The organism is Variovorax sp. CF313 (assembly GCF_000282635.1).
GTDB lineage: Bacteria > Pseudomonadota > Gammaproteobacteria > Burkholderiales > Burkholderiaceae_C > Variovorax.
In genome coordinates, this window is record NZ_AKIW01000052.1 from 13,958 (window position 1) to 35,623 (window position 21,666).

20 protein-coding genes are annotated in these 21,666 nt (G+C 67.3%); 13 read left to right on the forward strand and 7 right to left on the reverse strand.

Annotation, left to right across the window (positions count from 1 at the left end; all coding sequences use genetic code 11):
* Positions 1-3: 3 nt before the first annotated feature.
* A complete protein-coding gene (locus PMI12_RS14285) occupies positions 4-693 on the reverse strand; it encodes a response regulator transcription factor (RefSeq protein WP_007833605.1) in 690 nt (229 codons plus the stop codon).
* Between the two features lie 138 nt (positions 694-831).
* On the opposite strand from PMI12_RS14285, the gene PMI12_RS14290 reads away from it, so the two are divergent.
* The 5 genes from PMI12_RS14290 to PMI12_RS14310 are packed head-to-tail and all read left to right on the forward strand — an operon-like array spanning position 832 to position 5,003.
* Positions 832-1,692 carry an alpha/beta hydrolase gene (locus PMI12_RS14290; protein WP_007833607.1) on the forward strand — a complete coding sequence of 287 codons (861 nt, stop codon included), beginning with the start codon at positions 832-834 and terminating at the stop codon, positions 1,690-1,692.
* A gap of 34 nt (positions 1,693-1,726) precedes the next feature.
* Complete coding sequence (locus tag PMI12_RS14295) at positions 1,727-2,017, forward strand: acyl carrier protein (RefSeq protein ID WP_007833609.1); 291 nt, start codon at positions 1,727-1,729, stop codon at positions 2,015-2,017.
* On the forward strand, positions 2,014-3,297 hold the full coding sequence (locus PMI12_RS14300; RefSeq protein ID WP_007833611.1) for a beta-ketoacyl-[acyl-carrier-protein] synthase family protein: 1,284 nt from the start codon (positions 2,014-2,016) through the stop codon (positions 3,295-3,297). The genes PMI12_RS14295 and PMI12_RS14300 overlap by 4 nt, the downstream gene beginning before the upstream one ends.
* A 35-nt stretch (positions 3,298-3,332) precedes the next feature.
* Positions 3,333-4,463: a sterol desaturase family protein gene (locus tag PMI12_RS14305; RefSeq protein ID WP_007833613.1), complete on the forward strand. Its 1,131-nt coding sequence runs from the start codon at positions 3,333-3,335 to the stop codon at positions 4,461-4,463.
* Positions 4,464-4,520: 57 nt separating this feature from the next.
* Positions 4,521-5,003, forward strand: a complete 483-nt coding sequence (locus PMI12_RS14310; RefSeq protein ID WP_007833618.1) for a GNAT family N-acetyltransferase — start codon at positions 4,521-4,523, stop codon at positions 5,001-5,003.
* A gap of 10 nt (positions 5,004-5,013) precedes the next feature.
* Here the strand turns inward: PMI12_RS14310 and PMI12_RS14315 are convergent, their stop codons facing one another.
* Entirely contained in the window at positions 5,014-7,224 is a 2,211-nt protein-coding gene (locus PMI12_RS14315) for a heavy metal translocating P-type ATPase (protein WP_007833620.1), read from the reverse strand.
* A 157-nt stretch (positions 7,225-7,381) separates the two neighbouring features.
* Here PMI12_RS14315 and PMI12_RS14320 point away from each other — a divergent pair, with 157 nt between their 5' ends.
* Together PMI12_RS14320 and cueR are read left to right on the forward strand one after the other, a co-directional pair.
* Positions 7,382-7,576: a heavy-metal-associated domain-containing protein gene (locus tag PMI12_RS14320; RefSeq protein ID WP_007833622.1), complete on the forward strand. Its 195-nt coding sequence runs from the start codon at positions 7,382-7,384 to the stop codon at positions 7,574-7,576.
* A complete protein-coding gene (gene cueR / locus PMI12_RS14325; protein ID WP_007833624.1) occupies positions 7,573-7,977 on the forward strand; it encodes a Cu(I)-responsive transcriptional regulator in 405 nt (134 codons plus the stop codon). Before PMI12_RS14320 ends, cueR begins: the two co-directional genes overlap by 4 nt.
* A gap of 73 nt (positions 7,978-8,050) precedes the next feature.
* Here the strand turns inward: cueR and PMI12_RS14330 are convergent, their stop codons facing one another.
* Positions 8,051-8,989, reverse strand: coding sequence for a YcjF family protein (locus tag PMI12_RS14330; RefSeq protein ID WP_007833626.1), 939 nt, complete (start codon positions 8,987-8,989; stop codon positions 8,051-8,053).
* Positions 8,990-9,555: 566 nt separating this feature from the next.
* On the opposite strand from PMI12_RS14330, the gene creB reads away from it, so the two are divergent.
* Both creB and creC read left to right on the forward strand, forming a co-directional pair.
* A complete protein-coding gene (gene creB, locus PMI12_RS14335; RefSeq protein ID WP_007833628.1) occupies positions 9,556-10,350 on the forward strand; it encodes a two-component system response regulator CreB in 795 nt (264 codons plus the stop codon).
* Positions 10,347-11,786 carry a two-component system sensor histidine kinase CreC gene (gene creC / locus PMI12_RS14340; RefSeq protein ID WP_007833630.1) on the forward strand — a complete coding sequence of 480 codons (1,440 nt, stop codon included), beginning with the start codon at positions 10,347-10,349 and terminating at the stop codon, positions 11,784-11,786. The genes creB and creC overlap by 4 nt, the downstream gene beginning before the upstream one ends.
* Here creC and PMI12_RS14345 read toward each other — a convergent pair.
* The 4 genes from PMI12_RS14345 to creD all read right to left on the reverse strand — a co-directional run bounded on the left by PMI12_RS14345 (position 11,780) and on the right by creD (position 16,771).
* On the reverse strand, positions 11,780-12,397 hold the full coding sequence (locus tag PMI12_RS14345; protein ID WP_007833632.1) for a hypothetical protein: 618 nt from the start codon (positions 12,395-12,397) through the stop codon (positions 11,780-11,782). The two genes, creC and PMI12_RS14345, sit on opposite strands and share 7 nt — an antisense overlap.
* Before the next feature lie 85 nt (positions 12,398-12,482).
* Positions 12,483-14,888, reverse strand: coding sequence for a penicillin-binding protein 1A (locus PMI12_RS14350; RefSeq protein WP_007833633.1), 2,406 nt, complete (start codon positions 14,886-14,888; stop codon positions 12,483-12,485).
* A 9-nt stretch (positions 14,889-14,897) separates the two neighbouring features.
* Positions 14,898-15,302, reverse strand: coding sequence for a glycoside hydrolase family 3 N-terminal domain-containing protein (locus tag PMI12_RS14355; RefSeq protein ID WP_042673415.1), 405 nt, complete (start codon positions 15,300-15,302; stop codon positions 14,898-14,900).
* Positions 15,299-16,771: a cell envelope integrity protein CreD gene (creD, locus tag PMI12_RS14360; protein ID WP_007833637.1), complete on the reverse strand. Its 1,473-nt coding sequence runs from the start codon at positions 16,769-16,771 to the stop codon at positions 15,299-15,301. Before creD ends, PMI12_RS14355 begins: the two co-directional genes overlap by 4 nt.
* A gap of 205 nt (positions 16,772-16,976) precedes the next feature.
* Here creD and PMI12_RS14365 point away from each other — a divergent pair, with 205 nt between their 5' ends.
* The 4 genes from PMI12_RS14365 to PMI12_RS14380 form a co-directional block, all read left to right on the forward strand.
* Positions 16,977-19,049, forward strand: a complete 2,073-nt coding sequence (locus PMI12_RS14365; protein ID WP_007833639.1) for a VIT and vWA domain-containing protein — start codon at positions 16,977-16,979, stop codon at positions 19,047-19,049.
* 19 nt (positions 19,050-19,068) lie between these two features.
* Positions 19,069-19,998, forward strand: coding sequence for an exosortase Q (gene xrtQ, locus PMI12_RS14370; protein ID WP_007833649.1), 930 nt, complete (start codon positions 19,069-19,071; stop codon positions 19,996-19,998).
* Positions 19,979-20,548, forward strand: a complete 570-nt coding sequence (locus PMI12_RS14375; RefSeq protein WP_007833650.1) for a hypothetical protein — start codon at positions 19,979-19,981, stop codon at positions 20,546-20,548. Before xrtQ ends, PMI12_RS14375 begins: the two co-directional genes overlap by 20 nt.
* A gap of 10 nt (positions 20,549-20,558) precedes the next feature.
* The coding region (locus PMI12_RS14380) for a biosynthetic peptidoglycan transglycosylase (RefSeq protein WP_042673418.1) at positions 20,559-21,666 on the forward strand (1,108 nt) is incomplete at its 3' end.

Sequence of the window (21,666 nt, forward strand, 5' to 3'; positions counted from 1 at the left end):
GGATCACACCTCGGCTTCGAGCAGGTAGCCGATGCCGCGCAGCGTGCGGATGCTCGCGCCCGAGCCCTGCAGCTTCTTGCGCAGGCGCGAGATGAAGGCCTCGAGCGCGTTGTCGCCCAGCGATTCGTCGAAGCTCGAGAGCTTGTCGGACAGCGCCCGCTTGCTCACGGTGCGGCCCGGCGGACTCATGAGTTCCCACAGCACCTCGAACTCGCGTGCCGGCAGGTCGAGCGGACCGCTCGCGGTCGAGAAGCGGCGTGCCTTGCGGTCGAGCTTCAGCTGGCCCAGCAGCACGAGGTCTTCGGTACCCTTCGCGCGGCGCACCAGCGCACGCAGGCGCGCTTCGACCTCGGCCAGGTCGAAGGGCTTGCCGAGGTAGTCGTCGGCACCCGCGTCGAGACCCGCGATGCGTTCTTCGGTACGCCCGCGCGCCGTGAGCACCAGCACCGGCGTGCGGTCGCCCCGCGCGCGCGCCTGCCGCAGCGCGTTGAGGCCGCTCGCGAGACCGCTGGTCGGGCTTGCGGTGGCCGGCAGGTTGAGGTCGAGCAGCACGGCATCGAAGGGCTGCACACGCCACAGGTGGTCGGCGTCCTCGACGTTGGTCGAAACGTCGACGCGATGGCCGGCATCCGCGAGGCTGCGCACCATCACGTCGCGCAAAACGGCGTCGTCTTCGACAAGCAGAATTCGCATGGTGTTTGAATGGTTGGGGGGTAATCTGCCTCGCGAACGACGGGTCAGCGGCCGGTCAGTCGCTCCAAGCGATAAACGCCGCATGAGCATACGACAGCACGATGAAACACGGGCCATTTTCATGGCTGGCACCACACGATGAGTGCGCGTGAACCCTCCGATCTGTTGAGCCTTGTGCCTCCGCAAGTGCAGCGCACCGCCGTGGTCCTGCTGCATGGTTTATGCAGCACGCCTGACGAGCTGCTGACCGTGCAGTCCGCACTGCGCAGCCGCGGCTACCCGGTGCACCCGCTGTCGATCGAGGGTTATTCGTTCGATGCCGCTGCGCCGCTGCAGCGCGCCGCGCCGTACGAACGCTGGCTCGACGCCATCCAGGCCCATGTGAAGGCGCTGCGCACGCAGCACGACCGCGTGATGCTGGTCGGCATTTCCGCCGGCGCCTCGCTCGCGCTCGGCGCGGCCATCCGCTGCGGCAGCGACGTCGATGCGCTGGTGCTCATGTCGACCACGCTGCGCTTCGACGGCTGGGCCATCCCGCGCACGCAATTCCTGCTGCCGCTGGCCTTCTACACGCCGCTCGGCCGGTTCTGGCAATACCGCGAGCGCCCGCCCTACGGCGTGAAGAACGAGCGCGTGCGCGCCTGGATCGAGCGCGAGCTGCGCCATCGCAAGGTTTCGCGCGCCGGAAGTTCCGTCATCGGCGTGGGACATCTGCGCGAGCACGACCGGCTCATACGCCACGTGCGACGCAACCTCAACGGCGTGCAATGCGGCAACGTGCTCGCGCTGCATGCCCAGCAGGACGAGGTGGCCAGCGTGGCCAACCTCGACATCCTCGCGCGCGGCCTGCGCTGCCGCGACTTCCGCACCGTCGTGGTCGCCAACAGCTACCACATGATCACGATAGACAACGACCGCCAGCAGGTGGTACGCGAAACGGTATCGTTCGCCGATGCCGTGGCGCATGGCACGACGCCAGAGCATCCGCTGTACGCCTGACCTCGTTCGACACGCCTGAAAGGAAAGCATCTCCATGTCTTCTTCCGCCTCCCCCACCTTCAACAGCATCGCGGCGATCCTCGAGACCGACTTCCGCATCGAGCGCTCGGCCATCTCGCCGGCCACCGCGCTGTCGGACCTCGGCCTCGACTCGCTCGCGCTGATGGAGTTCGTCTTCGCCGTCGAGGACGCCTTCCACCTGCGCATTCCCGAAGACCGCCTCGACCCGCGCGAAACCGGCATCACGCTGGAACGCCTGTGCGACGTGATCGACGCCGAGAGCGCCCCCGTGGCCGCCGTCCAGCCCGCCGAAGCGGCCGCATGAGCAGCGGCGCCGCCCACGCCGTGCTCGCCGCTTCGGCCACACGCGCCGCCTCGGCGCCGGTGCGCGTAAGCGGCATCGGTTTCGTCACGCCCATCGGCCGCACCATCGAGGCCTTCGACGAGGCGTTGTTCGCGGGCCGCTCGGCTGTGCGTGCACAAACGCTGGAGATCGAGGGCATGGACCCGATGGCGCTCGCCGTCGCCGCCTGCGACTTCGATTCGAATGGCATGCGCAGCACCTCCCGCCTGCCGCTGGACCGCGGCACCGCCATGGCCCTGGCTGCGGCGCAGGACGCGGCGCTGGAAGCAAAGATCGACCTCGACACCATCGACCGCGACCGCCTCGGCATCTTCTGGGGCAGCGGCCTCGCCGGCGCCGGCACCTTCGACAACACCACCAGCGCGCTCTACGGCGAACAGCGCCGCATGCGTCCGACCACCGTGCTCACCGTGATGCCCAACGCCGCCGTGGCCGAGCTCGCGCTGCACTTCGGCGCGCGCGGTTCGGCCATTGCCTACGCCTGTGCCTGCGCCTCCTCGGCCGTGGCCGTCGGCGAGGCGATGCGCGCCATCCGCGGCGGCTGGATCGACGTGGCCATCGTCGGCGGCCACGACGCCATGCTCACGCCCGGCGTGATGGCCAGCTGGAACGCAATGCGCGTGATGGCGCCGCCGCCGGCCGATGCGCCCTCCTCGGCTTGCCGTCCGTTCTCGGGCGACCGCGCGGGCTTCGCCATCGGTGAAGGCGCGGCCGCGCTGGTGCTCGAATCCGAAGCGCATGCGGCCGCACGCGGCGCCGAAGCCGCGCCCTTCGTGCTCGCGGGCTACGCCACCAACTGCGACGGCACGCACATCACCAACCCCGACACCGCGGGCCAGGTGCGCGTGATGCGCGCTGCGCTGCGCGACGCGGGCATCGAGGCCTCGGACGTCGGCCACATCAACGCACACGGCACGGCCACCTCGGCCGGCGATGCAGCCGAGGCCGCATCGATCCGCGAAGTGTTCGGCAGGGCCACGCCGGTCAGCGCGACCAAGGCGATCCACGGCCACGTGCTCGGCGGCGGCGGTGCCATCGAACTCATCGCCGCGCTGCGCGCACTGGCGCGCGAGGCGCTGCCGCCCATCGCCAACCTGCAGACGCCCGACGCCGCATTCGACCTCGATTTCGTGCAGGGCGAGGCGCGCGAGGCCAAGGGCATCCGCTATGCGCTGTCCAACTCCTTCGCCTTCGGCGGCACCAACGCCGTCATCGTGGCCGGCCGCGCGTGCGAACGCTGAAGATTCGCTGAACACTCTCTGAAAAAACGAACGCGGTGCACCGGCTGGTCGTTTTCGTCGTGCCTGTGTTCGCGCTGCTCATGGCCTGCGAGTTCGCCTGGGGCTGGCTCCAGCGGCGCAACACCTACCGCTTCAGCGACACGCTCGGCAGCCTGAGCCAGGGGCTGCTGAGCCAGGCACTCGCGGTGTGCACGCAGCTGTTCCAGATCGGGCTCTACGCCATGGTCTATCCGCTGGTCGCGATCTGGACCCGGCCCGGCTTCTGGGACAGCGCCGCAGGCTGGATCGCCGCCGTGCTGCTGTTCGACTTCTTCGACTACTGGCTGCATCGCGCGGGCCACGAGTCGGCCGTGTTCTGGGCCGCGCACTCGGTGCACCACCAGAGCCAGCATTTCAATTTTTCCACCGCGCTGCGCCAGGAAAGCACCGTGGTCTTCCTGGGCTGGTCCTTCTACCTGCCGATGGCGGTGGTGGGCGTGCCGCCCGAGCAGTTCGGGCTGGCGGGACTCATCGTGCTGGTCTACCAGTTCTGGATCCACACCGAGCACATCGGCAAGCTCGGCTGGTTCGACCGCGTGTTCTCGTCGCCCTCGAACCATCGCGTGCACCACGCGGTGAACGACGGCTATTTGGACCGCAACTACGGCGGCATGCTCGTGGTGTGGGACCGGATGTTCGGCACCTTCGCCGAGGAAACCGAACGCTGCGTCTACGGCACGCGCAAGGCGCTCGCGAGCTTCGACCCGATGCGCGCGATCCTCGGCCCCTATGTGCCGCTGCTGCGCGACGCATGGCATACGAAGCGCTGGCGGGACAAGATCGCCGTGTGGTTCAAGCCCCCGGGCTGGCGGCCGGCCGATGTCGCGGCGCGGTTTCCGGAAGCGCCTTTTTCGCTGGAAGAAGCCATGCACATCCACGCCCCCGCGCTGACGCGCCCGCAGGTCGCGTCGGCCGCCCTCCACTTCGCATGCTGGGTCGGCGTGACGCTGGCCTTTCTCTGGCGCGCCGACGACCTCGCGTTCCACACCGGGCTGACGCTGCTCCTGCTGGCGGTCGGCGGCTTCTGGTCCATCGGCGCGGTGCTCGATTCGCAGCTTCGGCTGCGCTGGTCCTGGTGCGCGCAGGCGGCGCTGCTGACGATGTCTGCGGTGCTGCTCTTCACCTGATCGACATCCGCTCACCCCCGCTATGCTCGGCGCCTTCATCGTTGCAAGGCACCCATCATGCGCAGGCTGGCCACACACGAAGACATCGACACGGTCTTCGCCCTCTACATGCACGAGAAGGTCGTGCCCTTCCTGGGCTACGACCCGATGCCGATCGAGGACTTCCGCGCCATCTACCAGGAACTGCTCGACGGCCGCAACTTCTACGTCTACGAGCGCGAGGGGCGCATCGCCGGTTTCTACCGGGCCACGCGCTACCCGGGCCGGGTGCGGCACGTGGCCTGCCTGGGCACGCTCGCGGTCGATCCCGCATTTCACGGCCAGGGCGTCGCGCTCGCCATGGTGAGCGAAGCCATCGACGCACTGAAGGCCATCGGCATCAGGCGCATCGAACTCTTCGTCGAAAGCGACAACGCACCTGCGATGCGCTTCTACGAAAAACTCGGCTTCGAACGCGAAGGCACCTTGCGCAAGTTCTACAAGCGCGCCGGCGATGCGCGGGCCATCGACGATCACGTCATGGGGCTGCTGATCGACTGAGCGGCAAGCCTCAGGCCCTCCAGCGCCGCAGCAGTAGCGCATTGGCCATCACGCTCACGCTCGACAACGCCATGGCAGCACCGGCCACCACCGGGCTCAACAGGCCGAAGGCCGCAAGCGGGATGCCGGCCACGTTGTAGGCGAAGGCCCAGAACAGGTTCTGCCGGATCTTCGCGACCGTGCGGCCCGAAAGCTCGAAGGCCTGCGCCACCAGCGCGAGGTCGCCGCGCATCAGCGTGATGCCGGCTGCTTCCATCGCCACGTCGGTGCCGCCGCCCGAAGGCGCCATCGCGATGCCCACATCGGCCGCTGCCAGCGCGGGCGCGTCGTTGGCGCCGTCGCCGACCATCGCTACGACGTGTCCGTTCTTCCTCAGCGCACCGACCTGCGCCGCCTTGTCGGCGGGCAGCACGTCGGCACGCACGTCTTCGGCCGCGATGCCGAGCCGTGCGGCCATGGCCTGGGCCGCGCGCAGGTTGTCGCCCGAGATCATCACCACGCGCAGGCCACGCGCATGCAGCGTGCGGATGGCTTCGGCGGCTTGCGGCTTGGGCTCGTCGGCGAAAGCGAGCAATGCCTGTAGATGCGCGGCGCCCGCCTCATCGAAGCGCAGCAATGCAGACACGGTGGCACCTTGCGCCTGCAGGCCGTCGACATCGGCGGCTTCGGGCATCGCGTCGAGTTCGCGGCACCAGCGCAGGCTGGCGATGGCCCAGGTGACGCCATCGACATCGCCGCGCACACCCCGGCCCGGCATCGCCTGCATCGCGCTCAATGCGCGCGGCTGCAGGTTGCGCTGCGCTGCGGCGGCCAGCACGGCCTTGGCCAGCGGATGCTCGCTGCCGCTTTGCAGGCTGGCGGCAGTTGCCAGCAGTTGGTCTTCGGTTGCCCGAATACCCGCCGCCGGTACCAGCGCAGTCAACACCGGCCGGCCCACCGTCAACGTGCCTGTCTTGTCGAACGCGACGGTATCGACGCGGTGCGCAATTTCCAATGCACGCGCATCCTTGATCAGAATGCCGTGCCGTGCCGCCACGCCCGTGCCTGCCATCACCGCGACCGGTGTCGCAAGGCCCAGCGCACATGGACAGGCAATGACGAGCACGGCCACGGCGTGGATCAATGCGGTCTCGATGCCTGCGCCCGCCATCATCCAGCCAGCGAACGTGACGAGCGCAATCACCAGCACCACCGGCACGAACACGGCCGCCACCTTGTCCACCAGCCGCTGGATCGGCGCCTTCGCAGCCTGTGCATCTTCGACCAGCCGGATGATGCGCGCGAGCACGCTCTCGGCGCCGACCGCGCTCACTTCGATGACCATGCGCCCGTCGCCATTGACGGCGCCGCCGGTCAACGCATCGCCCGGTCCCTTGGCCACCGGCAGCGGCTCGCCGGTGAGCATCGATTCATCGACTTCGGACTGCCCTTCGATCACCCGTGCGTCGGCCGGCACGCGCTCGCCGGGCCGCACCGCGAGGCGGTCGCCCACCATCACCTCGGCCAGCGGCACGTCGCTTTCCTTGCCGCGCGCGCCCACCAGGTGCGCCACTTCGGGCCGCAGCTGCTGCAACGCGCGGATCGCTGACGTGGCCTGGCGCTTGGCGCGCGCCTCCAGCCACTTGCCGAGCAGCACCAGCGTGATCACCACCGCCGAAGCCTCGAAGTACAGGTGCGGCATCTCGCCATGGCCCGCATGCTCGCCGGTCGCCGCGCGCCACCAGAGCCAGAGCGACAGGCCGAAGGCCGCGCTGGTGCCGAGAGCCACCAGCAGGTCCATGTTGCCGGTGCGCGCTTTCGCCGCATGCCAGCCAGCGCGATAGAAGCGTGCGCCCAGCCAGAACTGCACCGGTGTCGCGAGCAGCAGCTGCAACCATGGCGGCAGCATCCAGTCCTGCCCGAAAGGATCACCGAGCATGGGCGCCAGCAATGGGATCGACAGTGCCAGGCCCACAGCGACCGGGCCGAAACCGTGCCAGGGCGACAGCGCAGCGGCTTCGTCGGCCGCGGTGCTTGCCGCCCGCGGTTCGTAGCCGGCGGCGCGCACGGCGCGGCGCAGGCGAACGTCCATGCCTTCGTTGCCGCTCGTGACCACGCGGGCCGACTCGGTCGCGAGATTCACGCTCACGTCCTGCACGCCCGGCACATTCTTGAGCGCGCGCTCGACGCGCATCACGCACGAGGCGCAGGTCATGCCGCCGACCGAGAGGTCCAGCGTCATTGGAGGAGATTGCAGATTTTCCATGTCCCGAGGCTAAAGCCTCACACGATGGCAAGGTCAAGTGGCAGATCCAGTGTCCCTTTGCTGGACATTGACATCGTGAGAGGGTTCAAACTTGCGTCTCACATACTTCCATCACTTCCAAGGAGCCATCACGATGAGCCAGAAATTCCAGGTCACGGGCATGAGCTGCGGCCACTGCGTGAGCGCGGTGCAGAACGCGGTGCAAACGGTGGACCCCGAAGCACAGGTCACGGTCGACCTCGAGACCGGCCATGTCGACGTGCTGAGCGAACAGCCGCGCAAGGACATCGTCGCCGCGATCGAGAACGCGGGCTACGCCGTTCAATGAGCGCGGGCCACGTCGCCATCGGCGAAGCGGCGCAGCGCTCCGGCGTGTCGGCCCGCATGGTCCGCCACTACGAAGGGCTGGGCCTGCTGCCGGCGGTGGCGCGCACCGAAAGCGGCTATCGCCAATACGGCGATGCCGACATCCACACGCTGCGCTTCATCAAGCGCTCGCGCGACCTCGGGTTTTCAATGGAAGAAATCGCCGAACTCGTCGGGCTGTGGCACAACCGCCGACGCACGAGCGCCAGCGTGAAGCGCATCGCCGAGAAGCACCTCGGCGAACTTGAGCAGCGCATTGCGGACATGCAATCCATGCGCAACACGTTGGCCCACCTGGTGCACTGCTGCCACGGCGACGCCAGACCGGATTGCCCCATCCTCGATGACCTGAGCAAGGTCTAGGGCCTGTTCACCCTTTGCGAAGCAACCCGGAGGGAAGCTCGCCACCCCTTGCATAGGGTGAACAGGCCCTAGATCAGGCGCCCCGCACCAGCGAAAGAACCTTGCCCACATCCAGCGTGCGGGCCTTTTCCTGGATCGCCGGCAGGTACTGCGTCTGCAGGCTCTGCCCTTCCTTTACCACGCCCGAGAACGCGTCCTTCAGCATCTGCGTCGAAAGGGTCCGGCCGCCGGCGTAGTAGCGCTTGGCCACATGGCCCAGCGCATAGGTCGAGGCGAAGCTCATCCCCGAGCTCACGGCCTGGTTGCCCAGCCCGCGCAGCAAGCCACCGCCGACCTTGCCGAGCAATCCGCCGAGGAGCTTGCGACCGGCCTGCTCCAGGTACTGCGAGGTCAGGCCCACGCCGACAGTCGCCAGGAAATCCTTCACGTGACCGCTGTCGAGCTGGTAGCCGTACGACTGGCCGATGCGGTAGACCAGCTTCATCTGCAGCGGAATGATCGCCATGGTCGAGAGCGTCTCGGGCAGCAGTTCCAGCGCGCCGTTGAGGATGGCGGCATTGAGGATCGACTTGTCGAGCTCGGCGCTGTCCGGCGTACCGGGCGCCGCCACGGCACTGCCCCCAGCGGCCGTAGCCACCGGCACCGCCGCGATGTCTTCCGCGCGCTGCGAGAACGCGGCCGCCGAAGCATCCAGCCCCAGCGAAGTTCGCACGTCCGCCAGGAACATCCGCTCGGCCTCCGACTGCGTGCCGTCGGCATCGCACACGCACACCGCCATCTCGTAGGCCAGCTGCCTCGACTCGGTGCTTTTCAGCTCCCCGGCCACCGAAGCCAGCGACACGCGCTTCATCAGCACGTCCTGGTAGAGCGTCGGCAGGTTCAGGCCGTCGGCCTGCGACAGGCCCTCGGCAATCCGCTTGATCTCGGCGCGCTCGCGCTCATGCTTCTCGCCGTCGACAAAGGCAGCCAGCAGCGACAGGGTAACTATCGACTTTGTTTCTGAAGGTGTCATTTGTACGAAATTTCGCAATATGAAGGATCCGGTTCGGTCGCCATGGCTGGCGAAGGTTCCGCCGCCGGTTCTCCCCACAAACCTTGGGCAACTCTGTGGATAACGTCGGCACTTCTGTGTAGGGGTTCGGCAAGTCATTGATTTACAAAGGAAATAAACAGTTTGCCCAAATTTTCAGCAATGGATTTCTCGCGCCGGAAAACACCTTTCGCAGATTTTCCGGAGTGCGTCAAAGGACAACTCTGGGGACATTTTTTGAACAAGGCATCGGTTATCCACAGGCCGGAGCGGGTACCCCATGTTGTTCATATGCCGGGTACAAACCCGAAGCGCGGCTGCGCACAGTGACAGAGGTATGACAAGTGCTTGTCGCATAACGAAAAAAGCGGCATGTCCACAGAAGTGGGCGACCCTTATCTACTACTACTAATTTGAATAAGAAGAATAAGAAGATGGGAAAGGGGAAAGCTGCGCCCGAAAAAAAAGCCGCGAACGGCCGCGCCGGTCCACGGCGCCTCCGGTCCAAACCGGTCCTCCCGGCGTGTTCCCCTCGCTAACATTCGCGGATGAGCTTCAAACCCCGGATCCTGATCGCCGAAGACGAATCGGGCATCGCCGACACGTTGCAGTACGTCCTGAAAAGCGACGGATTCACGCCGGTGTGGTGTGCCACGGCCGAGGAAGCCATTGCCCAGTTCGCGCAGGAGGCGCCGGCCCTGGCCATCCTGGACATCGGGTTGCCCGATCTCAACGGTTTCGAACTCTTCAAGCGCCTCCAGGCGCTGAACCAGGCCATGGGCGGCCCGGAGGTGCCGATGGTGTTCCTGACCGCCCGCAGCGACGAAATAGACCGCGTGGTGGGCCTCGAACTGGGCGCGGACGACTACATCGCCAAGCCGTTCTCGCCGCGCGAACTCGTCGCCCGCGTGCGGACCATCCTGCGGCGCAGCGCGAGAAACGGCGCAGGAGCCCCGGCAACAGCCGCGGTTGCAAACCATGGGGTGCCCCATCAAATTCCGGCCCAGACGCCTCCTGAGAGCCCTCAAGCACCTGCAATGCCCTTCTCGCTCGACCACGAGCGCATGCAGATCCGCTATTACGGCCGCGTGCTCGAGCTCTCGCGCTACGAATACGGCCTGCTGAGACTGCTGGTGCAGCGCCCGGGGCGCGTCTTCACGCGCGACGAACTGCTCGAACTGGTCTGGGACGATTCCAGCGACAGCTTCGACCGGACGGTCGACGCGCACATCAAGACCCTGCGCGCCAAGCTCAAGGCGATCGCGCCCGAAGTCGAGCCGATCCGCACGCTGCGCGGCACCGGCTACGCACTGAACGAAGAACTGCCGACCAAGGCGTCGTGACAAGACGCACGCGCATCTTCATCGGCATCCTGCTGATCTACACGGCGGGCATCGCCTTCCTCCTCTATCGCGTTGTTTCCGACATCGATCCGCGCTACCGCGAGTCGGCCGAGGAATCGCTGGTCGAGACCTCCCAGCTCGTGGCAAGCCTGGTCGAGCAGGATGTGATTGCCGGGGCCATCAACACCGCACGGCTCGAGCCGCTGTTCCGCACCGTCTACGCGCGCGAGTTCTCGGCGCAGATCTACAACCTGCACAAGAGCCGTGTCGAGCTGCGCGTCTACGTCACCGACCGCAGCGGGCGCGTGATGTTCGATTCTCTCGGCAGGCACCTTGGCGCCGACTATTCGCAGTGGAGCGACGTGAGCCGCACGCTCGCCGGCCTGTACGGCGCACGCACTTCGCGCGACGTCGATGGCGATCCGCGCACTTCGGTCATGTACGTGGGCGCACCCATTCGATGGAACAACGAGATCGTCGGCATGGTCAGCGTCGGCAAGCCGGTGCAGAGCTTTGGCCAGTTCGTGGAAGACGCACGCATGCGCACCATCTGGGTCGGCGTCGGTTCGGCGCTCGCACTGCTGCTGCTCACGCTCATCGTTTCTGTGTGGCTGGTGCGCCCCTTCGGCCTGATCCGCGACTACTGGACCTGGGTGCGCGCACAGCGCAGCCTGAGCCTGGCGCGCATGGCACGGCGCGCGGTCGACGGCGTGCGTACCGGCTTCAGCGAGATGCGCGATGCGCTGACCGGCCGCAACTACGTGGCCGACTACGTGCAGACCTTCACGCACGAGGTGAAGAGTCCGCTCTCCGCCATCCGCGGCGCGGCCGAGCTGCTGCAGGAGCCGTCGATGCCGCATGCCGAGCGCGAACGCTTCCTGAAGAATATCGAAGGCGAGACGCAACGCATCCAGGAAATCGTCGACCGCATGATGGAGCTCACTGCGCTCGAGACGCGGCGCACGCTGGACCGCACCGAGCCGGTGGCGCTGGCTTCGCTGATCGACGACATCGCCATCAGCGCGCAGCCAGCGGCTGCAAGGCGCAACATCAAGTTGCTCGTGAACATCCGCGACGAAGCCCGCACGGAAGGCGACCCGTTCCTGCTGCGCCGCGCGATCAGCAACCTGCTGGACAACGCCATCGATTTTTCACCGCGCGACAGCGAAGTGCTGCTCACGCTGGAAACCACGTCGAAGCTCGCCCGCGTGAGCGTGCGCGACCGTGGTCCGGGCATTCCGGAGTACGCGCAGGAAAAGGTCTTCGAGAAGTTCTATTCGCTCGCCAGGCCGCACAGCCAGAAGAAGAGCACGGGGCTGGGGCTGGCGTTCGTGAAGGAGATCGCGGCATTGCACCGCGGCCGCATCGAGCTCGGCAATGCGTCGCGCGGCGGGGCCGTGGCGACGCTCACGCTGCCGCTGCTGTCAAATCATTGAGCCGCGGGACGGCCGATCAGCGCGCTGTACGCACGGCGCGTCTCCGGGCTCACCGCCCCGAGCGCCTGCAGATATTGCGTCTGGTGCTGCGCGATCATGCGTGCCGACGCCACCGTCTTCGAGCGGCAGTACCAGTGGCAGGTGTGCTGCATCAGGAACAGCTCGGCCGACATGGTGAAGGCCTTCGACTTGGGCGTACGGCCGGCTTCGTTGCGCATGACGCCGGCGATGCCGCTCGCGTGGATCAGCAGGGCCTGCCGCATGTCGAAGGTCGCGGCCGGAAAGAAGTGGGTGAACATCGGAATGGCAACCGGCAGTTTGCTCACGCGCGTGACAGCTTCGGGCAAGCGCGAGAACTCGGCGGCGAAGCTGTCGAGCTGGGCGGAGAGCTTTTCCTCGGTGGCGTCCAGCAAGTGCCAGATCTGCTGGCGGCGCTCGGCGTCGTCTTCGCCGAGGCAGCGCATGTAGCCGGAGGTGAGGCTTTCCATCAGCTTCTCGATCTGGTGGCGGCCGAGGTGGCTGGCCAGCAGCGCGATGCGCAGGCGCTGTTCCCTGGACTTGAGGATGTAGAAGCCGGTGGCAAAAAGCGCCACCAGAGTAAGAATTTCCATGTATGCGTGGAGAAAAAAAGAGAAGGCGGGAAGCAGCACCGAGTGTAGGCACCGCGACCCGCCTTCGCTTTTTCCGCTTCGACTTCTAGCGGAAGAAATCGAGGATCTTGTTGCGCTCTTCGGGCGGCGGCGGTGCCCCGATTGGCGCACCCGTGAGTTCTTCGGCCGGCGGTGGCGGCGTCTCGCTGTTCTCCAGGCCCAGGCTCGCCACGCTGTGGCCCGGCGTGAAATCGTCGAAGTACCACTCGCCGTCGACGTTCACCACGCCCGCCGGTTCGGCCGGCTGCGTCACGGGCACGCCCTGCAGTGCTGTCTGCATGTAGCCGATCCAGATCGGCAGGCTCAGGCTGCCGCCGGTTTCGCCGCGCACGCCGAGTTGGCGCGGCGTGTCGTAGCCGATCCACGCGATACCGACCATGGTCGGCTGGAAACCCGCGAACCAGGTGTCGAAGGAATCATTGGTGGTGCCGGTCTTGCCATAGAGGTCGTCGCGCTTCAGCGCCTGGTGGGCCTTGAAGCCGGTGCCGCTCTTCACCACGCTCTGCAGCAGCGAGTCCATGATGAAAGCGTTGCGCTGCGGAATGGCGCGGCGTGTTTCGTCGAGCACCGGCGCTTCGGTTTCCATGATGACCTTGTCCCTCAGGTCGGTGACGCGCGTGACGAGGTACGGATTGACGCGATAGCCGCCGTTGGCGAACACGGAGTAGCCCACCGCCATCTGCATCGGCGTGACGGAACCGGCACCCAGGCCCATCGGCAGGTTGGCGGGATGCTTGTCCTTGTCGAAGCCGAACTTGGTGACCCAGTCCTGCGCATAGGGCGCGCCGATCGACTGCAGCACGCGCAGCGTGACGAGGTTCTTCGATTTCATCAGCGCGGTGCGCAGCGGCATCGGGCCTTCGTAGGTGCCCTCGAAGTTCTTCGGCTCCCACGGCTGGCCGCCGTTGGCGGCGGCATCGAAGTACAGCGGCGCGTCGTTCACCACGGTGGCGGGCGTGAAGCCCTTTTCGAGTGCGGCCGAATAGATGAAGGGCTTGAAGCTCGAGCCCGGCTGGCGCCAGGCCTGCGTGACGTGGTTGAACTTGTTCTTGCCGAAATCGAAACCGCCCACCAGCGCCTTGATGGCGCCGCTGCGCGGGTCCATGCCGATGAAGGCACCTTCGACTTCCGGCAGCTGCGTGATTTCCCACGTGTTCTTCGGCGTCTTCGCCACGCGGATCACGGCGCCGCGGCGGATCTTGATGTTGGGCGGCGCCTTCGCGGCAAGGCCGGACTGCGCGGGCTTCAGGCCATCGCCAGTAATCTGGATGGTTTCGCCATTGGCGCGCACGGCGCTGATTTCCTTGGCGTTCGCGTCGAGCACCACGGCAGCCACCACGTCGCCGTTGTCGGGATGCTCGGCGAGCGCGTCGTCCACGGCCTCGTCGACTTCCTTCTGCTCGGTCGGCAGGTCGACGAACTTCTCCGGGCCGCGATAAGGCTGGCGCCGTTCGTAGTCCATGATGCCCTTGCGCAGCGACCGGTAGGCCGCGGCCTGGTCGGCCGCCACGAGCGAGGTGTAGACCTTCATGCCGCTGGTGTAGATGCTGTCGCCGTACTGCGCGTACATCATCTGGCGCACCGTCTCGGCCACGTATTCGGCATGCAGGCGGTTCGGGTCGCCGGCGTCGCGCAGGTGGAGTTCTTCCTTCTTGGCTTCGGCGGCCTGCTCGGCGGTGATGAAGCCGGTTTCGTGCATGCGGTCGATCACATACAGCTGGCGCGCCCGCGCGCGGCGCGGGTTGGCCACCGGGTTGTTGGCGCCGGGCGCCTTCGGCAGGCCGGCCAGCATCGCGGCTTCGGCGACGGTGACGTTCTGCAGCGGCTTGCCGAAGTAGGTTTCGGCGGCGGCGGCAAAGCCGTAGGCACGGTTGCCGAGGTAGATCTGGTTCAGGTAGATCTCGAGGATCTGGTCCTTGGTGAGCTGCCGTTCGAGCCGCAGCGCCAGCAGGATCTCGTAGGTCTTGCGGCTCATCGTCCGCTCGGAGCTCAGGTAGACGTTGCGCGCCACCTGCATCGTGATGGTCGATGCGCCCTGCTTGCGGCCACCCTTCAGGCTGGCGACCGCGGCGCGCAGGAAGCCCTTGTAGTCCACCCCGCCGTGGTCGTAGAAGCGCGCGTCTTCCACGGCCAGCACAGCGTCCTTCATGACCTTCGGAATGCTGGCGAAGGGCGTGAGGTTGCGGCGCTCTTCACCGAACTCGCCGATCAGCTGGCCCTCGGTCGAGTACACGCGCAGCGGCAGCTTGGGGCGGTAGTCGGAAAGCTCCGAGACATCGGGCAGCTTCGGGTAGATGGCTACCACCGCGACGATGGCCGCGACCAGCACCACGAGCGCGCCGGAGCCCACCCCGATGGCGCCCCAGCCGGCAATGCGTTTCCAGCGGTGGCGGGGATCGACCGGCGCCGCGCTGTCGTCGTCGGAAGGTTGGGGGCTTGAGCGTTTGAACATAGGAATTGGCTACTGGCTGGCGAAAGGTTGGAGCCGCCGCGCGCTGCTGCGTTCCAGCATCGAGAGGTCGAGCGCGCCGCACTGCGCCGCCTGCTGCGCGCAATGCATGGCATCGAAATACTTGTCTTGGTCGAAGGCGATCGGCAACAGGTCCACCCTGGCGCCAAGGGCGCGGACGGTGGCATCGCAGAGACCGCGGTTGCAGGCCGCGCCCATCGTGAAATCGTCGGTGACGCGCAGGCCCTGGCAGCCCCATTCGCCTCGAATCACCTGTTGCACGATTTTGCGCGAGAAAGAGACCGGATATTCGGCGTCGAGTTCCGCAAGGATGACATGGCCCGGCATGATCGCGGCATCCGAATGTTTCGACACGTCTTGAAACGGTTTTCGGCCGCGCGCCCTCAGCAGCTTCATGGCGCCTGCGCTTCGGGTGCCGCGACCGAAGCCGGTTCCACGCGGCGAGAGAGCGCGTACCAGTCGACCTTGCGCGTGACCAGCATCAGCACCGCCAGCATGCCGAAAATCAGCAGCGCACCCAGCAGCAGCGCGTTGCTTTCGGAAGCCAGCAGGCCGTAGAGCGCGCCATAGAGCAGCGCAACGAAGGCGCCGAACGACAGGCCGCGCCGCCAGCCTCCGAGGACTGTGCTGAAGTACACGGTCAGCAGGGCGACGCTCGCCGCGGCGGCGCCCGCGTAGGCCATCCAGAACGCGAATTTCTCGGAGAGCGCGAGCAGCAGCAGGAAGAACAGCGCGATCGACAGGCCGACCAGCCCGTACTGGATCGGGTGCAGGCGCAGCTTGCGGAACAGCTCGAACATGAAGGCGGCCATCAGCACCAGCCCGATGAACAGCACGCCGTACTTGCCGGCGCGCGTGCTCATCGAATAGACGTTGATCGGCTGCGCGAGCGACACGTCGAAGGTCTGCAGCGGACCTGTGTTGCGGTGCGCGGCGGTGGCAACAACTGCGGCGGCGGCGTTGTCGTCGGCGGGACCGCCGCGGGCCGAGAGACCCGCGCGCACCTGTTCGCGCGCCGAAGTCACGAGCGAGGACACGCGCCAGTGCGCGTCGAAGCCCTGCGGCGTCACGCTGCGCTCGGCCGCGAGAAAACGCCCGCCGAAGCTGGGGTGCGCCCAGGGCGAACTCAGGTGCGCAGTCGTTTCCTCGGCGATGGGCGCGATGGCGAGTGTGTCCTGCCCGACCAGGCCGAGCTTCATGTCGAAAGAAACCGGCGTACCGGCCTGCCATGCGGTGAGCGCCGCGCCCGTGACCGGTGCGTGGATGCCGTCGGCAAACCAGGCGCTATCGGCCAGGCCCGGCACGCGCTGCCTGAAACGCAGCGCCTCGCCGCCCATCGTCATCGCTGGCGAACCGTCGAGGCCGCGCAGGTCGCTCACGTTGAAGGCGATGAAGGGCGCCTTGAATTCGATCTTCGAATCGGCCTCGCTGTGCGCCACGGCCTTCGGGTCGAAGGCAGCGAAGCCACCGGTGAGCGTGGCGCTGAGTGTGTAGAACGGAATCCTGAAGATGCCGCGGTAGCGTTCCTGCGGCGCCATCGAGCCCTCGATGTGCAGCTTGTCCGGGAACACCACATGGGCCATTTCCTTGCTGCGCGGCTCCTGGCCGATCACCTTGCCTTGCGCGTTGCGCAGCGGCTCCATCCAGCGCTCCACGTACGGCACCAGCAGCAGCGGGCCGACCATCGTCTGGCGCCCGGCATAGGTGGCGGCGAGCTCGTCGGCCGCTTCGCGCTGGCTCTCGCCGCGGGCGCGGTTGAGCGAGTCGATCTCCCCCAGCGGAATGCACAGGAGCAGCAGCAGGAACAACAGGCCGGCGACCTTGGCCAGCATGGAATTCAGCACGGCCTTGAACAACTGAAGCATTTTCTTCTCTCCTCGTCTGTAGCGAAGCCGCGATGCTCGCCGCGCGACCCGAAGGCCGTGTGAAGCGTGCCCGCCGCCTCGCTTCACACAGACTTCACACAGCGGCCGATGGCGCCGTTCGACTTCAACGCGCCTTCCAACTGCCTTCTCGTGCGGTGCCGACAGTTGCGGCTGTGCAAGTTCGCACGGACAAGGAACCCCCGCCATGGATGCCCACACCACCCCACGTCCCGGCCGCTGGCTCTGGCTCGCCACCGTGAGCCTGGCGGCTGCGGGCTTCATCGCCACGGGCGTGCGCCCGGCGCATGCGCAGGAAGCGCCCGCCGGAGCGCGCCTGAAGACCGAGAGCCCCTATTTCTTCGTGAAGAGCGACGACCCCTCGGTCGACCGCCTGCCCCTGAAGGGCACCGAGGTCTCGGTGAAGATCTCAGGCGTGATAGCCGACGTGACGGTCACGCAGACCTACCGCAACGAGGGCCAGCGCGCCATCGAGGCGAAATACGTGTTTCCCGGTTCGACCAAGGCCGCCGTGAGCGGCCTCAACGTGCGCCTGGCCGACCGGCTCATCACCGCGCAGATCCGCGAGAAGCAGCAGGCACAGATCGAGTACGACACGGCGAAGAAGGAAGGCAAGACCGCCGCGCTGCTCGAGCAGCACCTGCCCAACGTGTTCCAGATGAACGTCGCCAACATCCTGCCGGGCGACGATGTGAAGGTGGAGCTGCGCTACACCGAGCTGCTGGTGCCGCAGTCGGGCAACTACCAGTTCGTGTTCCCGACCGTGGTCGGGCCGCGCTACAACAGCCCGCAGTCGGAGAACGCGCAAGCGAAATGGGTCGCGCAACCGACGCTGGCCGCGGGCGTGGCGCCCAACACCAGCTTCAAGCTCAAGGCCAGCATCGACACGCCGATGGGCCTGAAGGAAATCCGCTCGGCCACGCACGCCATCGACGTGAAGAAGAGCGACGAAGACCAGCACGCCGACATCGTGCTCACCGCCGACGGCCGCCCCGCCGACAACCGCGACTTCGTGCTCGACTACCGCCTGGCGGGTGAAAAAATCGAATCGGGCCTGATGCTCTACAAGGGCCAGGGACAAAACTCGGATGGAAGCGCCGAGAACTTCTTCCTCGCCATGGTCGAGCCCCCCAAGGCCGTGGCCGCCAACGCGATTTCGCCGCGCGACTACATCTTCGTGGTCGACATCTCGGGCTCGATGCACGGCTTTCCGCTCGACACCGCGAAGACGGTGCTCGAACGGCTGATCGGCGGCCTGCGGCCGAGCGACACCTTCAACGTGCTGCTGTTCTCGGGCAGCAACAGGATGCTCTCGCCGAAGTCGGTGCCGGCCACGCGCGCCAACATCGAGCAGGCGCTGGCCACCATCCAGAACTACAGCGGCAGCGGCAGCACTGAACTCATTCCGGCGCTCAAGCGCGTGTACGCCGAACCGAAGGAAGACAGCGTGTCGCGCACCGTGGTGGTGGTGACCGACGGCTACGTGACGGTCGAGCGCGAAGCCTTCGAGCTGGTGCGCAACAACCTCTCGAAGGCCAATGTGTTCGCCTTCGGCATCGGCTCGTCGGTCAACCGCAGCCTGATGGAAGGCATTGCGCGCGCCGGCATGGGCGAGCCCTTCATCATCACCGACCCGGTGCAGGCGCCCGAGCAGGCCGCGCGCTTTCGCCGCATGGTCGAGGCGCCGGTGCTCACCAGCGTGAAGGCCACCTTCGGCGGGCTCGACGTGTACGACGTGGAGCCGCAGGCGCTGCCCGACGTGCTCGGCGAGCGCCCGGTGATCGTGTTCGGCAAGTGGCGCGGCGAAGCCAAGGGCCGCGTGATCATCGAAGGCCGCAGCGCCAATGGGCCCTACCGCCAGGAAGTGCGCATCGACGAGCGCACCCGCCATGACACGGCCGCGCTGCGCACGCTGTGGGCCCGCCACCGCATCCAGAGCCTGAGCGACCAGGAAACGCTGGAAGGCGGCGTGGCCTTCAAGGAACGCATTACCGAACTCGGCCTGAAGTACAGCCTGCTCACGCAGTACACGAGCTTCATCGCCGTCGACAAGGTGGTGCGCAATGCGGCGCCGCAGAACAGCGTGGACGTGAACCAGCCGCTGCCGCTGCCGCAAGGTGTGAGCGACCTTGCACTGGGCGCCGAGGTGCCGAGCACGCCCGAGCCCGAATCGCTGGGCGCCATCGCTGTCGTGCTGTCGATGCTGGCCATGCTGCGCCGCCGCGCGCGCCGCAACGACGCCCGCCGCCTTACCGCCTGATCCATCGAGAAAGAAAAAAATGTCTCTGGCAACGCTCGCCCGCCGCCACCCGCGCATCGTGGACTGGGGCATCCACATCGACCGCACGCCGGCCGCAGGCTGGCTCGGGCTGCAGCTCGTCGCGCTGATGCCGACCTGGGCCTGGATGGCGCAGCGCATGCGCGACGGCTCCGACGATCCGATGGGGCTGCTGGCGCTGGTCGCGCTCGCCGCCCTGGCCTGGAGCCGCCGGCGCGAACTGCGCGCCTCGCCGCGCCTGGGCTGGCTCGCGCTGGCGGGCGCGGGCACCGTGCTCGCGACGCTGCTGCGCACGGGGCTCGGCTTCATGCCCGCGCTGCCGCCGCTCGCGGCGGGGCTGGTGGCCGTGCTGTCGCTGGCGTGCGGGCTGCTCGCTTTCCTGCCGCGCCGCGTGGCTGCGCTGTCGGTGGCCGGCCTGTCGGTGCTCGCGCTGCCGCTGCTGTCGTCGCTGCAGTTCTATGCCGGCTATCCGCTGCGCGTGGTGACGGCCGAGGCCAGCCGCTGGCTGCTCGCGCCCGCCTTCGAGGTGGCGCGTGAAGGAGCGAGCCTGGTGGTCGACGGCCGGCTCGTGGTCGTCGATGCGCCCTGCTCCGGCGTGCAGATGGTGTGGCTCGGCTACTTCACGGCCTGCGCGGTCGCGCTGTGGGCGTCGCGCAGCGACCGGGCCTTCCTGCGCCGGCTGCCGATGGTCAGCCTCCTCGTGCTGGCCGGGAACATCGTGCGCAACAGCGTGCTGATCGCCTTCGAAGGCGCAGGCCATCCGCTCGCACCCTGGGCGCACAACGCGCTGGGCCTGCTGGTGCTGGCCGTGGTGTGCGGCGCCATCGCCCGCCTCATGGTGCCGGCACGACCCGTGCCCGAACCGGCCGAACTGCCCATCCCGGGCCTGATCACCACCCAGGGAGGCCGCCATGTCGACACCGTTCTTTGAGCGCTGGTTTGCGAACCATTTCATCAATCGCATCGGCCACAAGGCCGCCTTCGCGCTGGCAATGCTGCTGTGCGTGCTGTGGTCGGCCGCCGCGGCGGTGCGTACGCCGGCCGAACCGGTCGTCGCCGCCGTGCCGCGTGAATGGCCGAGTGAATGGGACGGCGCTCCGTTGCGCCCGCTGGCCCTGAGCGACGTGGAACAGCGTTTCGCCGACCGCTTCCCCGGCGCCATCGGCCGCATGACCGACGGCACGCAGACGCTGGTGATGCGCGAGGTGACGCAGCCCACGCGCATGCTGCATCCGGCAGCGGACTGCTACCGCGCGCTGGGCTATCGCATCGAACAGGCGCGCCTGGAACGCGATGCGCAGGAACGGTTGTGGCGCTGTTTTGTTGCGCAACGGCACGGAGCGCAAAAAATCCGCGTTTGCGAGCGCATCGTCGATGCCCGGGGCACCGCTTTCACAGACACTTCAAGCTGGTACTGGGCAGCGGCCAGCGGCCAATCCCATGGGCCGTGGCAAGCTGTCACCGTGGCGAGACCGATCTGAGAACGTGCCTGTGAAGAAGACCCTGCGATTCGTGCTTTTCGGCCTGCTGGCCCTGGTCATTACGGCCTGCGTGGCTATCTTCCTGATAGCCAAGCTGGCGCTCGCGCCGGCCGCCGGCGAATGGAGCACCACGGTGAAGGCGGGGCCGCTGAGTTTCGAGATCGGCGTTCCGACGGCCGTGCGCGTGGCCACCTCGCCGTGGTTCGCGCCGCATCTCGACGGGCGTTCGCTGGACACCCGCTTCGGCACCGTGCGCTTCGCCTGGAAGCCGGCCGGCGAGCTGCTGGAGATGCAATGCGCGCCTTGCAGCGCCGACGTGCCGGCGCTCGGCACCCAGCCGATCAGGATCGAGCGCCTGCTCGCCACCGTGAAGCGCGACGGCAACACGCTGAATGGCACCTTCGAAGCCACGCCCCAGAGCACCGACACCACCCGGCTGCAGGGCCATTGGGACGGCAAGGTCACGCTGAAGAACCTGCAGCTCAACGCCAGCGTGCAGGATGCGCCCATCGAGCGCTGGTACGCGGTGCTGGTGCCCCAGCTGCCCGAGCTGCAGCGCGCGCGCATCGGCGGCACGCTCGCGCTGCGCGGCCAGCTCGTACTGCCCGAGGCCACCTTCGCCGTGCAGCCCGTCATCAGCCAGTTCACCGTCGAAGGGCTGGGCACCGAGGCCATGCTCAACGCGCGCACCAGCTGCGGACCGTCGGCCAGGCTTGCCAACGACAGCTGGCTGGCGCGTGCCGTCATCGCCGCCGAAGACCAGCGCTTCTTTACCCACAACGGCTACGACCTGACCGAGATCCTCGCGTCGATCGACAACAACCAGAAGCCCGGCCAGATCCGGCGCGGCGGCAGCACGATCACGCAGCAGCTGGCCAAGCTGCTGGTGACGGGCAGCGACCGCACCGCCGAGCGCAAGCTGCGCGAGCTGCTCTACGCGGTCGAGATGGAGCAGACGCTGGGCAAGGCCCGCATCCTGCAGCTGTACCTGGACAACGCGCCGTGGGGCGGCAACGCCTGCGGCGCCGAGGCCGCGGCGCGCCGCTACTTCAAGCGCAGCGCGCGCACGCTCGAGCCGGCACAGGCAGTGTGGCTCCCCCCCCCCCCCCCCCCCCCCC

What these genes read in the sequence shown, in the direction of transcription:
- PMI12_RS14285 (WP_007833605.1), bottom strand. Translation starts at nt 693, where the DNA reads ATGCGAATTCTGCTTGTCGAAGACGACGCCGTTTTGCGCGACGTGATG.
- PMI12_RS14290 (WP_007833607.1), top strand. Translation starts at nt 832, where the DNA reads ATGAGTGCGCGTGAACCCTCCGATCTGTTGAGCCTTGTGCCTCCGCAA.
- PMI12_RS14295 (WP_007833609.1), top strand. Translation starts at nt 1,727, where the DNA reads ATGTCTTCTTCCGCCTCCCCCACCTTCAACAGCATCGCGGCGATCCTC.
- PMI12_RS14300 (WP_007833611.1), top strand. Translation starts at nt 2,014, where the DNA reads ATGAGCAGCGGCGCCGCCCACGCCGTGCTCGCCGCTTCGGCCACACGC.
- PMI12_RS14310 (WP_007833618.1), top strand. Translation starts at nt 4,521, where the DNA reads ATGCGCAGGCTGGCCACACACGAAGACATCGACACGGTCTTCGCCCTC.
- PMI12_RS14315 (WP_007833620.1), bottom strand. Translation starts at nt 7,224, where the DNA reads ATGACGCTGGACCTCTCGGTCGGCGGCATGACCTGCGCCTCGTGCGTG.
- PMI12_RS14320 (WP_007833622.1), top strand. Translation starts at nt 7,382, where the DNA reads ATGAGCCAGAAATTCCAGGTCACGGGCATGAGCTGCGGCCACTGCGTG.
- cueR (WP_007833624.1), top strand. Translation starts at nt 7,573, where the DNA reads ATGAGCGCGGGCCACGTCGCCATCGGCGAAGCGGCGCAGCGCTCCGGC.
- PMI12_RS14330 (WP_007833626.1), bottom strand. Translation starts at nt 8,989, where the DNA reads ATGACACCTTCAGAAACAAAGTCGATAGTTACCCTGTCGCTGCTGGCT.
- creB (WP_007833628.1), top strand. Translation starts at nt 9,556, where the DNA reads ATGAGCTTCAAACCCCGGATCCTGATCGCCGAAGACGAATCGGGCATC.
- PMI12_RS14345 (WP_007833632.1), bottom strand. Translation starts at nt 12,397, where the DNA reads ATGGAAATTCTTACTCTGGTGGCGCTTTTTGCCACCGGCTTCTACATC.
- PMI12_RS14350 (WP_007833633.1), bottom strand. Translation starts at nt 14,888, where the DNA reads ATGTTCAAACGCTCAAGCCCCCAACCTTCCGACGACGACAGCGCGGCG.
- PMI12_RS14355 (WP_042673415.1), bottom strand. Translation starts at nt 15,302, where the DNA reads ATGAAGCTGCTGAGGGCGCGCGGCCGAAAACCGTTTCAAGACGTGTCG.
- creD (WP_007833637.1), bottom strand. Translation starts at nt 16,771, where the DNA reads ATGCTTCAGTTGTTCAAGGCCGTGCTGAATTCCATGCTGGCCAAGGTC.
- PMI12_RS14365 (WP_007833639.1), top strand. Translation starts at nt 16,977, where the DNA reads ATGGATGCCCACACCACCCCACGTCCCGGCCGCTGGCTCTGGCTCGCC.
- xrtQ (WP_007833649.1), top strand. Translation starts at nt 19,069, where the DNA reads ATGTCTCTGGCAACGCTCGCCCGCCGCCACCCGCGCATCGTGGACTGG.
- PMI12_RS14375 (WP_007833650.1), top strand. Translation starts at nt 19,979, where the DNA reads ATGTCGACACCGTTCTTTGAGCGCTGGTTTGCGAACCATTTCATCAAT.